Annotated in this window: 10 protein-coding genes; 9 read left to right on the forward strand and 1 reads right to left on the reverse strand. The window is 68.9% G+C overall.

Annotated elements, in window-relative coordinates:
- The 5 genes from secD to OQ968_RS24575 form a co-directional block, all read left to right on the forward strand.
- Positions 1-1,260: protein translocase subunit SecD (gene secD / locus OQ968_RS24555; protein WP_324682240.1), on the forward strand; the 1,260-nt coding region annotated here is incomplete at its 5' end.
- Positions 1,261-1,264: 4 nt separating this feature from the next.
- Positions 1,265-2,530 (forward strand): protein translocase subunit SecF, encoded by a 1,266-nt coding sequence (gene secF / locus OQ968_RS24560; RefSeq protein WP_324682242.1) that lies wholly within the window; start codon positions 1,265-1,267, stop codon positions 2,528-2,530.
- 2 nt (positions 2,531-2,532) lie between these two features.
- Positions 2,533-4,188: an ABC transporter substrate-binding protein gene (locus tag OQ968_RS24565; RefSeq protein ID WP_324682244.1), complete on the forward strand. Its 1,656-nt coding sequence runs from the start codon at positions 2,533-2,535 to the stop codon at positions 4,186-4,188.
- 7 nt (positions 4,189-4,195) lie between these two features.
- Complete coding sequence (locus OQ968_RS24570) at positions 4,196-4,717, forward strand: adenine phosphoribosyltransferase (RefSeq protein WP_324682245.1); 522 nt, start codon at positions 4,196-4,198, stop codon at positions 4,715-4,717.
- Between the two features lie 50 nt (positions 4,718-4,767).
- Positions 4,768-7,131, forward strand: a complete 2,364-nt coding sequence (locus tag OQ968_RS24575) for a RelA/SpoT family protein (RefSeq protein ID WP_324682255.1) — start codon at positions 4,768-4,770, stop codon at positions 7,129-7,131.
- An 88-nt stretch (positions 7,132-7,219) separates the two neighbouring features.
- Here OQ968_RS24575 and OQ968_RS24580 read toward each other — a convergent pair whose 3' ends face one another.
- The gene (locus tag OQ968_RS24580) at positions 7,220-8,101 is read right to left on the reverse strand and encodes a peptidylprolyl isomerase (protein ID WP_324682246.1); all 882 of its coding nucleotides are present in this window, start codon (positions 8,099-8,101) and stop codon (positions 7,220-7,222) included.
- Between the two features lie 107 nt (positions 8,102-8,208).
- Here OQ968_RS24580 and OQ968_RS24585 point away from each other — a divergent pair, with 107 nt between their 5' ends.
- The 4 genes from OQ968_RS24585 (at position 8,209) to OQ968_RS24600 (ending at position 12,485) form a co-directional block, all read left to right on the forward strand.
- The gene (locus OQ968_RS24585) at positions 8,209-8,871 is read left to right on the forward strand and encodes an MBL fold metallo-hydrolase (protein WP_324682247.1); all 663 of its coding nucleotides are present in this window, start codon (positions 8,209-8,211) and stop codon (positions 8,869-8,871) included.
- A complete protein-coding gene (gene hisS / locus OQ968_RS24590) occupies positions 8,868-10,130 on the forward strand; it encodes a histidine--tRNA ligase (RefSeq protein WP_324682249.1) in 1,263 nt (420 codons plus the stop codon). The genes OQ968_RS24585 and hisS overlap by 4 nt, the downstream gene beginning before the upstream one ends.
- A gap of 30 nt (positions 10,131-10,160) precedes the next feature.
- Complete coding sequence (locus tag OQ968_RS24595) at positions 10,161-11,672, forward strand: HNH endonuclease signature motif containing protein (RefSeq protein WP_324682251.1); 1,512 nt, start codon at positions 10,161-10,163, stop codon at positions 11,670-11,672.
- 96 nt (positions 11,673-11,768) lie between these two features.
- Positions 11,769-12,485 (forward strand): maleylpyruvate isomerase N-terminal domain-containing protein, encoded by a 717-nt coding sequence (locus OQ968_RS24600; protein WP_324682253.1) that lies wholly within the window; start codon positions 11,769-11,771, stop codon positions 12,483-12,485.
- Positions 12,486-12,775: the final 290 nt, after the last annotated feature.

Below are 12,775 nucleotides of genomic sequence, written 5' to 3' on the forward strand. Positions count from 1 at the left end.
GTCATCGACGTCACGGACGTCGAGCCGCCACCGAGCCCGACACCGAGCCCGGCGCCCGCCCCGCCGCCACCGTCCGGGGCCTCGCCACCGCCCGGGGCCCCGCCGCCCGCGGCCCCGGCCCCGCCGGACCCGCGCAAGGCTCTCGCCGACCGCATCCAGGAGATGAAGGAGTTCCGGCAGAGCGACAACCCCTACATCCAGATGGTCGCCACGCGCTACGAGGCCGCGCACTGCGACAAAGAGGACATCCTGGCCGGCAACGACGACCCGAAGCTGCCCCTGGTGACCTGCTCGACCGACCACAAGGTGGCGTACCTGCTGGCGCCGTCGATCATCAGCGGTGACCAGATCCAGAACGCCACCTCGGGCATGAACCAGCGCGGCGTCGGTTACGTCGTCGACCTGCAATTCAAGCAGGCCGCGGCGAACACCTGGGCCGACTTCACCGCCGCCCACATCGGCACCCAGACCGCGTTCACCCTGGACTCGCAGGTCGTCAGCGCCCCGATGATCCAGGAGGCCATCCCCGGCGGCCGCACCCAGATCACCGGCGGCGACCCGCCCTTCACCGCGGCGACCGCGCGCCAGCTGGCCAACGTGCTGAAGTACGGGTCGCTGCCGCTGTCGTTCGAATCGTCGGAGGCCCAAACCGTTTCCGCGACACTGGGTTTGACGTCGCTGCGCGCCGGCCTGATCGCGGGCGCGATCGGGTTGGTCCTGGTGCTGCTGTATTCGTTGCTGTACTACCGGGTGCTGGGGTTGCTCACGGCGTTGTCGCTAACCGCTTCCGGCGTAATGGTTTTCGCGATCCTGGTGCTGCTGGGCAGATATATCAACTACACCCTGGACCTGGCGGGCATCGCCGGTCTGATCATCGGTATCGGAACCACCGCCGACTCGTTCGTCGTGTTCTTCGAGCGCATCAAAGACGAGATCCGCGAAGGCCGGTCGTTCCGGTCGGCGGTGCCCCGAGGGTGGGCGCGGGCCCGCAAGACCATCGTGTCGGGCAACGCGGTGACCTTCCTGGCCGCCGCGGTGCTGTACTTCCTGGCGATCGGCCAGGTGAAGGGGTTCGCTTTCACCCTGGGGCTCACCACGATCCTCGACATCGTGGTGGTGTTCCTGGTGACCTGGCCGCTGGTATACCTGGCGTCCAAGTCTCCGACGCTGGCCAAGCCGGCGTACAACGGCCTGGGAGCCGTTCAGCGGGTCGCCCGCGAACGCCGGGCCTCGTCGCAGGTGAAGACGGGACAGGGATAGCGCGATGGCCTCCAAGGGCAAGACCGAAACCGACGCGGTCGAGATCACCGGCGCCACCGACGGTGCCGTCGAGCTGACATCCGCCGCCCAGCCGCCGCGCCACAGCTTCATCTCGCGGCTCTACACCGGGACCGGCGCGTTCGAGGTGATCGGCCGGCGGCGGCTGTGGTACGGCATCAGCGGCGCGATCGTCGCCGTGGCGATCGTGAGCATCATCCTGCGCGGCTTCACCTTCGGGATCGACTTCAAGGGCGGCACGACGGTGTCGTTCCCGCGCGGGACCGCGACCGCCGGCGCGGTGTCCGACGTCTTCCGCAAGACGCTGGGCAGCGACCCCGAGTCGGTTGTCATCGTCGGCAACGGCGCCTCGGCGACGGTGCAGATCCGCTCGGAAACGCTGACCAACGATCAGACCGCGAAGCTGCGCAACGCCCTGTTCGACGCGTTCCAGCCCAAGGGCACCGACGGCCAGCCCAGCCTGCAGGCCATCAGTGACTCGGCGGTGTCGTCGACCTGGGGCGAACAGATCACCGACAAGGCGCTGATCGCGCTGGCGGTGTTCGTGGCGCTGGTCAGCCTGTACATCACCGTGCGCTACGAGCGCTACATGGCGATTTCCGCGCTGACCACCATGTGTTTCGACCTCGCCGTCACCGCCGGCGTGTACTCGCTGGTGGGTTTCGAGGTCACCCCGGCCACCGTCATCGGCTGGCTGACGATCCTGGGGTTCTCGCTCTACGACACCGTCATCGTCTTCGACAAGGTCGAGGAGAACACCCACGGCTTCCAGCACACCACCCGGCGCACCTTCGCCGAGCAGGCCAACCTGGCGATCAACCAGACCTTCATGCGCTCGATCAACACCAGCCTGATCGGGGTGCTGCCGGTGCTGGCCCTGATGGTGGTGGCGGTGTGGCTGCTGGGCGTCGGCACGCTGAAGGACCTGGCGCTGGTGCAGCTGGTCGGCATCATCGTCGGCACCTACTCGTCGATCTTCTTCGCCACCCCGCTGCTGGTCACGCTGCGCGAGCGCACCGAGCTGGTGCGCGGCCACACCCGCCGCGTCGCCAGAAGGCGCAAGCCCTCGCACGAGGACACCGCCGAGGAGCCGGCGGAGGAGACCGCGGAGCCGGCGGAGGCGGCCGAGCCGGCTGAGTCTTCAGCGGCACCTGCTAAGCCCGCACCGAACAAGCCGGCGCCCGGCGCCCGGCCGGTGCGGCCCACCGGCACCCGGCGCCCGACCGGCAAGCGAAACGCCGGCAAGCGGTAATCATGTGGGCCGGCCGATGGAGCCTGAGGGGGTCGGCTGCCGTCGGTTTGGCCGCGCTGCTGACGGCGGCGTTCACCCTGAGCGCCTGTTCCGGTAGCGCCGCCGCACAAATCACCTACGTGGTCGACGGCGGCCTTCCCACCTACAACACCAACACCGTCGTCGGCGCCGCCTCGGCCGGCGCGCAGGCGTTCGCCCGCACGCTGACCGGCTTCGGCTATCACGGCCCCGACGGGCAGGTGGTCGCCGACCACGATTTCGGCACCATCTCGGTGGTGGGCGGCTCGCCGCTGGTGCTGGACTACCAGATCGCCGACAACGCCGTGTATTCCGACGGCAAGCCGGTCACCTGCGACGACCTGGTGCTGGCGTGGGCGGCCCAGTCCGGGCGGTTCCCCGGGTTCGACGCCGCCACCCACGCCGGCTACGTCGACATCGCCAACATCGAGTGCACGCCCGGGCAGAAGAAGGCGCGGGTGTCGTTCGTCCCGGACCGCAGCGTCGTGGACTACACGCAGCTGTTCACGGCGACGTCGATGATGCCGTCGCACGTCATCGCCGACCAGCTGAACGGGGACGTGACCGCCGCGCTGCTGAACAACAACGCGGCCTTGGTCGCCCAGATCGCGAAGCTGTGGAACACCACCTGGGACCTCAAACCGGGAACCGATCTCAAGCGCTTCCCGTCGTCGGGGCCGTACAAGATCCAGTCCATCCTGGACGGCGGCGCCGTCGTGCTCGTCGCCAACGACCGGTGGTGGGGCCCCAAGCCCGTCACCAAGCGGATCACCGTGTCGCCGCAGGCCCCCGACATCCAGGACCGGGTCAATAACCGCAGCGTCGACGTCGTCGACGTCGCCGCCGGCTCGCCGGGGACGCTGACCACCCCGGACAACTACGAGCGCTCCGATTCGCCGTCGGCCGGCATCGAGCAGCTGATCTTCGCGGCGCAGGGGCCGCTGGCCGACACGAAGGCCCGCCGGGCGCTGGCGCTGTGCACGCCGCGCGACACGATCGCGCGCGACGCCGGGGTGCCGATCGCCAACTCACGGCTGAACCCGGCGACCGAGGACGCCATCGCCGCCGCCGACGGCGCCGCCGAGGCCGCCCCGTTCGGCAAGGCGGACCCCGCCGCCGCCCGCAACGCGCTGGGCGGCGCGCCGCTGTCGGTGCGCATCGGCTACCAGGGACCCAACGCGCGGCTGGCGGTCACGGTCGGGGAGATCACCAAGTCGTGCGCCGCGGCCGGCATCACCGTCGTCAACCCCACCCTGGACGCCCCGGGCCCCCAGGCGCTCAAGGACGGCAAGATCGACGCGCTGCTGGCCAGCACCGGCGGCGCCACCGGCAGCGGCTCGACGGGGTCGTCGGCAATGGACGCCTACGACCTGCACAGCGGCAACGGCAACAACCTGTCCGGCTACGCGAATCCCCAGATAGACGGCATCATCGGCGCGCTGGCGGTGTCCGCCGACCCCGGCGAGCGGATCCGGCTGCTGGCCGAGAGCGCCCCCATACTCTGGGGCGACATGCCGACGCTGCCGCTGTACCGGCAGCAGCGCACCCTGCTGAAGTCGAAGAAGATGTACGCCGTGAGCAGGAATCCGACCCGCTGGGGCGCGGGCTGGAACATGGACCGCTGGGCCCTGGTGCAGTGAGGGTGCAGTGAAGCTGACCGACCTCATCGCGTCGCTGACCCGCACCGTCGCCGACTTTCCCAAGCCCGGGGTCCAGTTCAAGGACCTCACCCCGCTGTTCGCCGACCCGGACGGGCTGGCCGCGGTCACCGAGGCGCTGGCGGACATCGCGGCCGGCGCCGACCTGGTGGCCGGCATCGACTCCCGCGGGTTCCTGGTGGCCGGGGCGGTCGCCGGACGGCTGCGCACCGGTGTGCTCGCCATTCGCAAGGGCGGAAAGCTGCCGCCGCCGGTGCGCGCCGAACGGTACGACCTGGAATACGGCAGCGCCGTGCTGGAAATCCCCGCCGACGGCATCGAGCTGCGCGGCCGCGACATCGTCATCGTCGACGACGTGCTGGCCACCGGGGGCACGCTGGCCGCCGCGGCGCGGTTGCTCACGCACGCCGGGGCCCACGTGACCGGGGCGGCGGTGGTCGCCGAACTCGCCGCGCTGGGCGGTCGCGACGCCGTCGCGCCGTTGCCGGTGCACAGCCTGAGCCGGGTCTAGCCTCGTCGTTACGCGATATCCTCGAGGTCGGAGGTTCGGAGGTGACCAACGTGGCGGACGAGAAGAGCGCGGCGCAGGCTCTCGAGGCGCCCGTGGAATCGCCTGCTGTCCCCGCCGAGGCGCCGGAGCCGCCCGCCGAGACGTTGAAGACTTCCAGCAGCGCGTCCCGCCGGGTTCGGGCGCGGCTGGCCCGGCGGATGACCGCCCAGCGCAGCACGCTGAATCCCGTGCTCGAGCCGCTGGTGGCGGTGCACCGGGAGATCTACCCGAAGGCGAACGTGCAGCTGCTGCAGCGCGCCTTCGAGGTCGCCGACCAGCGCCACGCGACGCAGCTGCGGCACTCCGGCGACCCGTACATCACCCACCCGCTGGCGGTCGCCAACATCCTGGCCGAATTGGGCATGGACACCACGACTTTGGTGGCCGCGCTGCTGCACGACACCGTGGAGGACACGGGTTACACGCTCGAGGCGTTGAGCGAGGAGTTCGGCGAGGAGGTGGGCCACCTCGTCGACGGCGTGACCAAGCTGGACCGGGTGGTGCTGGGCACCGCCGCCGAGGGCGAGACCATCCGCAAGATGATCACCGCGATGGCCCGCGATCCGCGGGTGCTGGTGATCAAGGTCGCCGACCGGCTGCACAACATGCGCACCATGCGCTTCCTGCCGCCCGAAAAGCAGGCGCGCAAGGCCCGCGAGACGCTGGAAGTCATTGCGCCCCTTGCACATCGGCTGGGCATGGCCAGCGTCAAGTGGGAGCTGGAGGACCTGTCGTTCGCGATCCTGCACCCCAAGAAGTACGAGGAGATCGTCCGGCTCGTCGCGGGCCGCGCGCCGTCGCGGGACACCTACCTGGCCAAGGTGCGCACCGAGATCATCAACACGCTCAACGCGTCGAAAATCAAGGCGACGGTGGAGGGCCGGCCCAAGCACTACTGGTCGATCTATCAGAAGATGATCGTCAAGGGCCGCGACTTCGACGACATCCACGACCTGGTCGGCATCCGCATCCTGTGCGACGAGATCCGCGACTGCTATGCGGCCGTGGGCGTGGTGCATTCGCTGTGGCAGCCGATGGCGGGCCGGTTCAAGGACTACATCGCCCAGCCCAGATACGGGGTGTACCAGTCGCTACACACCACCGTCGTCGGGCCGGAGGGCAAGCCGCTGGAGGTGCAGATCCGCACCCGCGACATGCACCGCACCGCCGAATACGGGATCGCGGCGCACTGGCGGTACAAGGAAGCCAAGGGCCGCAACGGCGTTCCGCACCCGCACGCCGCCGCCGAGATCGACGACATGGCCTGGATGCGTCAGCTGCTCGACTGGCAACGGGAGGCCGCGGACCCGGGCGAGTTCCTGGAGTCGCTGCGCTACGACCTTGCGGTGCAAGAGATCTTCGTGTTCACCCCCAAGGGCGACGTCATCACGCTGCCGACCGGGTCGACGCCGATCGACTTCGCCTATGCGGTGCACACCGAGGTCGGCCACCGCTGCATCGGCGCCCGGGTGAACGGGCGGCTGGTGGCGCTGGAGCGCAAACTCGAAAACGGGGAAGTCGTCGAGGTTTTCACGTCCAAGGCGCCCAACGCGGGGCCGTCGCGGGACTGGCAGCAGTTCGTCGTCTCGCCGCGCGCCAAGACGAAGATCCGGCAGTGGTTCGCCAAGGAGCGGCGCGAGGAGGCGCTGGAGGCCGGCAAGGAGGCGATGGCCCGCGAGGTGCGCCGGGGCGGACTTCCGTTGCAGCGCTTGGTGAATGGCGAGTCGATGGCCGCGGTGGCACGCGAGCTGCACTACACCGACGTGTCCGCGCTCTACACCGCGATCGGCGAGGGCCACGTGTCGGCGAAGCACGTCGTGCAGCGGCTGCTCGCCGAGCTCGGCGGCATCGACCAGGCCGAGGAGGAGCTGGCCGAGCGGTCCACGCCGACCACCATGCTGCGGCGCCCGCGCAGCACCGACGACGTCGGGGTCTCGGTTCCCGGCGCCCCCGGCGTGCTGACCAAGCTCGCCAAGTGCTGCACGCCGGTGCCCGGCGACCAGATCATGGGCTTCGTCACCCGCGGCGGCGGGGTCAGCGTGCACCGCACCGACTGCACCAACGCCGCGTCGTTGCAGCAGCAGGCCGAACGCATCATCGAGGTGCTCTGGGCGCCGTCGCCGTCGTCGGTGTTCCTGGTGGCCATCCAGGTCGAGGCGCTCGACCGGCACCGGCTGCTCTCCGACGTCACGCGGGTGCTGGCCGACGAGAAGGTGAACATCCTGTCCGCGTCGGTCACCACCTCCGGCGACCGGGTGGCCATCAGCCGCTTCACCTTCGAGATGGGCGACCCCAAGCATCTCGGGCACCTGCTCAACGTCGTGCGCAACGTCGAGGGCGTGTACGACGTCTACCGGGTGACGTCAGCCGCGTAGCGTTTTTGCGGCGAGCGTGCGTGGTTGTACGTCGACACGCCGCGAGGGCCGTCATTCTGCGCACGCTCGCGCAGAGGCGAGTCGGGTCCTAGTCCAGCAGCAGCGACTTGATGGTGACCTCGCTGTTGGGCGCGCCGTCCTCGCCGCCGCCTGAGACGCCGGCCTTGGCGACCTTGTCCAGGACGGCCAGCCCGTCGGCCTGGATGGTGCCGAACACGGTGTACTGCGGCGGCAGCTGGGAGTCCTTGTAGACCATGAAGAACTGGCTGCCGTTGGTGCCGGGACCGGCGTTTGCCATGGCCAAGGTGCCGCGCGGATAGACGACCGGCTCCTGCAGCTTGGGATCGTTCGGCGGGTACTGGTCGGTGGGGTACTCGTTGGCGAATTGATAGCCGGGACCGCCGCTGCCGTCGCCCTTGGGGTCGCCGCACTGCAGGACGCCCAACGTGGCCGAGGTGGTCAGCCGGTGGCACTTGGTGTTGTCGAAGTATTTCTGGCCGATCAGGCTCGCGAAACTGTTGACGGTGCAAGGTGATTCGTTGTTGGCCAGCATCAAGCCGATGTTGCCCTGGCTGGTCGACATGCTGGCGCTCACCTGGGCGGGGTCCGTCGGGATCTTGCCGGTCCGCGGCGGCTTGACCGGCTTGGCCGCCGGCTCCTGCGGCGTCGGCGGGTACTGGCAGTTGGCGCCGGTGTTGGCCGACGGCTTGAACGGCGGCAGGGCCGCGGCGGGTGGCGTCGGTCCGGCCTGTGTCGTGGTCGCCGCGGAGCTGCTCGTGGCGGTGTTGCTCTTGTGCTCGTTCTTGTTGTTGACGAGCGAGATCACCACCGCGGCGACTGCGGCCACCGCCACGATCGACGCGGCGGCGATGAGCAGGATCCGGCGCAGTTTGGTTCGCTTCGCGCGGCGCTCCAGCTTCCGTTGGAGTTTGCGCTTGGCTGCGGCTTTTCGCTGTTCGTTGGTCGGCACGGCCGGTATGCCTCCATGTTCGGTCAGTCGGGGGCCGAGATGGCCAGCTCAGGCTAATGGGGGCGCGGTCACCCGTGTCAACCGGGCCCCGTGGGAAACTGGGAACCGTGTTGATTACCGGATTTCCCGCCGGCATGTTGGCGTGCAACTGCTACGTGCTGGCCGAGCGGCCCGGAACGGACTGCGTCATCGTGGATCCGGGGCAGCGCGCGATGGGCCCGCTGCGCAGCATCCTCGACAAGAACCGGCTGACACCGGCCGCCGTCTTGCTCACCCACGGGCACATCGACCACATGTGGTCCGCGCAGAAGGTTTCCGACACCTACGGTTGCCCGACCTACATCCATCCCGAGGACCGGTTCATGCTGAAAGACCCGATCTACGGCTACGGCCCGCGCGTGGCCCAGCTGGTCGCGGGTGCGTTCTTCCGCGAGCCCAAGCAGGTGGTCGAGCTCGACCGCGACGGCGACAAGCTCGACCTGGGCAGCGTCACCGTCAACGTCGACCACACGCCGGGGCACACCCGCGGGTCGGTGGTGTTTCGGGTGGCATCCGACACCGACGTGGTGTTCAGCGGGGACACGCTGTTCGAGCGCTCGATCGGCCGCACCGACCTGTTCGGCGGCAGCGGCCGCGACCTGCTGACCTCGATTGTCGACAAGCTCCTGGTGCTCGACGACAAGACCGTCGTGCTGCCCGGGCACGGCGACGCCACCACCATCGGTGCGGAACGGCGTTTCAACCCGTTCCTCGAGGGCCTGAGCCCGTGACGGAGTTCTCTGCGCCCAAGGGGGTGCCGGACTACGTCCCGCCGGAGTCGGCCCAGTTTGTCGCGGTGCGCGACGGGCTGCTGGCCGCCGCCCGCCGGGCTGGATACGGCGACATCGAGCTGCCCATCTTCGAAGACACCGCCCTGTTCGCCCGCGGCGTCGGCGAATCCACCGACGTGGTGTCCAAGGAGATGTACACGTTCGCCGACCGCGGCGACCGCTCGGTGACGCTGCGACCGGAGGGCACCGCCGGGGTGGTGCGCGCGGTGATCGAACACGGCCTGGACCGCGGCGCGCTGCCGGTGAAGCTGTGTTACACGGGCCCGTTCTTCCGCTACGAGCGCCCGCAGGCAGGCCGCTATCGCCAGCTGCAGCAGGTCGGCGTGGAGGCGATCGGCGTCGACGACCCGGCACTGGACGCCGAGGTGATCGCGGTCGCCGACGCCGGGTTCCGCTCTTTGGGCCTGGACGGGTTCCGGTTGGAGATCACCTCCCTGGGCGACGAGAGCTGCCGCCCGCAATACCGAGAGTTGTTGCAGGACTTCCTGTTTGGGCTCTCACTTGATGAGGAGACGCGCCGGCGGGCCGAGATCAATCCGCTGCGGGTGCTCGACGACAAGCGGCCCGCGGTGCGCGCGATGACGGCCGACGCCCCGGTGCTGCTCGACCACCTGTCCGACGTCGCCAAGCAGCACTTCGACACCGTGCTGGCGCACCTGGACGCGCTTGGCGTGCCGTACGTCATCAACCCGCGGATGGTGCGCGGGCTGGACTACTACACCAAGACCGCATTCGAGTTCGTGCACGACGGCCTGGGCGCACAATCCGGCATCGGCGGCGGCGGCCGCTACGACGGCCTGATGCGCCAGCTCGGCGGACAAGACTTGTCGGGCATCGGATTTGGGCTCGGTGTCGACCGGACCCTGCTGGCGTTGCGGGCCGAGGGCAAGAGCGTGGGGGAGACGACGCGCTGCGATGTGTTCGGTGTGCCGTTGAGCGAGCCGGCCAAGCTGCGGCTTGCTGTGCTGGCCGCGCAGCTGCGGGCGTCCGGGGTCCGCGTCGACCTGGCCTACGGTGACCGTGGGCTCAAGGGCGCGATGCGCGCGGCCGATCGTTCCGGTGCCCGCATCGCGCTGGTGTTGGGCGATCGCGATATCGAGGCCGGGACGGTCGGGGTGAAGGACCTGGGTACCCGCGAGCAGGTGTCGGTGCCGATGGATTCGGCTATCGGTGAGGTGGTCGCGCGGCTGCGCGGCTAAGTGTCAGACCCTTCTGGCATACTCGAACGTATGTTCGATAATGAGGCGGCGCGGGCGGAGGTGATTGCCCGGTTTGACGAGCTGTTCGAGCGGCACTATCCGTCGACGACGCCGGAGTCGGCGACGCTGATCGAGCGGATTGGCGCGGCGGCGCGATTCGAGAACCGGGCCGCCGCCGCGCAGTTGGTGGCGATCGGCGAGCTGTTCGCGTACCGGTTGTCGCGCTGTTCGGAGACCGAGGACTGGGCTATCGACACGATGGAGGCGGTGGCCGCCGAGGTGGGGGCGGCGCTGCGGATCAGCCAGGGACGGGCCGCCGATCGGGTGCGCTATGCGCGCGCGATGCGCGAGCGGCTGCCCCAGTGTGCGGTGGTCTTCGGCGCCGGGGACATCGATTATCAGATGTTTCAGGTCTTGGTGTATCGCACCGATTTGATCACTGATCCCGAGGTGTTGGCCGCGGTGGACGCGACGCTGGCGGCCAATGTGGCCCGATGGCCGTCGCTGAGCCGGGGCCGGCTGGCGGCCCAGGTGGACAAGATCGTGGCGCGCGCCGATGCCGATGCGGTGCGTCGGCGCTCCAAGACGCAGCGGGATCGGGAGGTGTGGATCGGTCCGGATCACGACGGGACCGCCGAGATCGGCGGGCGTCTGCTCGGCCCGGATGCGCATGCGTTGGATCGGCGGTTGGATGCGTTGGCGGCCACGGTCTGTGAACACGATCCACGCACTCGCGAGCAGCGGCGTGCTGATGCGCTGGGCGCCTTGGCCGCGGGGGCGGATCGGTTGGGATGTCGCTGCGGGCGCACCGACTGTGCGGCGGCAAAGCGCCGGCCCGCGTCGCCGGTGGTGATCCACATGATCGCCGAACAGGCCACCATCGACGGCCGCGGCAACACGCCCGGCTCAGAGCTTGGTGCCGACGGGCTCATTCCACCCGAGGTGGTGGCCGAGCTGGCCAAGTCGGCCAAGCTGATGCCGCTGATCCACCCGGCCGATGCCCCGCCGGAAAACGGTTATATGCCGTCGCGGGGCTTGGCTGATTTCGTGCGCTGTCGGGATCTGACGTGCCGCTGGCCCGGCTGTGAGCAGCCGGCGATCAACTGCGACGTCGACCACACCGTCCCGTACGCCCAGGGCGGCGCCACCCATGCGAGCAACCTGAAGTGTTATTGCCGCCTGCATCATTTGATCAAGACCTTCTTCGGCTGGACCGAACAACAGCTGCCCGACGGCACCCTGATCCTCACCTCGCCGGCCGGCCAGACCTACGTGACCACCCCGGGCAGCGCGCTGCTATTTCCCAGCCTGTGTCGCGCGGTCGGCGGCATGCCGGCGCCCGAAGTTGAACCGCCACAGGACTACTGCGCGCCGCGCAGCGCGATGATGCCGCGCCGCCGGCGCACCCGCGCCCAACAGCGTGCTTATCGGGTGGCCGCCGAACGCAACCACAACCGGCGGGCCCGGATTGCCGCTCACGCCACGCCAGCCGGCCCGGCACCACCGGTTGACGACTTCGACGATGAGCCACCGCCATTTTGACTGTGGCGCAAGGGTCTTGCCTAACCCTTGCGCGATTCTTGCGCAGCGTGCTGGCACGACCATGTCGTTTGGGCCGGCCCGCCGTACGCTGGGCGGGTGGAAGAGACAACCAAAGCCGACATCCTCGCTGCGTTGGATGACAGCGGGACGCGGTTCGTTTCGATGGTCCGGGGGCTGGATCCGGATCGTGCCGCGCGACCGGTGCCTGGGCTAGCCTGGACGGCCATAGAGACTGCGGCGCACGTTGTAACCGTGCTCGGCAGGCTGCTCGGCGATCGTCGACGCGCCGCCACAAACGAAAGGGTTGCCGAGTTGAACGCGACCTGCCTCTCGGAGTACACCGACCGAGGTATCGACGATATCGCCGATCGGCTCGAGGCAAATCTGCGTACGGTGATCGACCGCGTCTACGCCAAAGTCGACTTCGACCGTCTGTATCCCTTTCACGGTGGATCAACGATCTCTGGCGGTGGCGGGGCTCGATGGATCTTGTGCGAGCTGCTCGTCCATGGCTACGACATCGCCGCTGCAACCGGAAACGAGTGGGGGATACCGGCCGCGGCCGCAGCCATCGCGATTCGCGGCCCTGCTGAGTCGATGAATCGGCTGGTTGAGACCAAGACCTCTACCCGACATCGGGTGTATCTGGGAAACGACGACACCGTCGAATTCGTCGCATCCTCGGGACACCTGCCTGCCGGTGACGAGCGGATCGCCGCGGAACCCGACGAGTTGCTCCTGGCTATCTTCGGAAGGATTGAAGTGTCCGATCCGCGTTTGGCGGTGGTTCTGGCTGATCTGCCGCGTATGTAATTGGCTGCGGCTCAAGGGCTTACGCCGAGGCGACGGCGAACAGGCGCCACTCACCGGGCACAGCTCCACGACTCCCGAGAGCGTCGAGCACGGCGGTGATGCTGTCGGCCCATCGCTCCACAGTTGCTGAACCAGCCTGGGACGAGCACGATGTCGCGCTCACCCTCAGGCGACGCGCGGTAGGCGCCGCGCTTGACTCGCCATCGAACTATTGTGGCGCTCCACGGGTTTTCGTGGGCGCCTTTGTGCTGGTCAGGGCCGTTTTTGATTGTGGCCCAACGTCATCGGTG

This window comes from Mycobacterium sp. 663a-19 (assembly GCF_035616495.1).
Lineage (GTDB): Bacteria > Actinomycetota > Actinomycetes > Mycobacteriales > Mycobacteriaceae > Mycobacterium.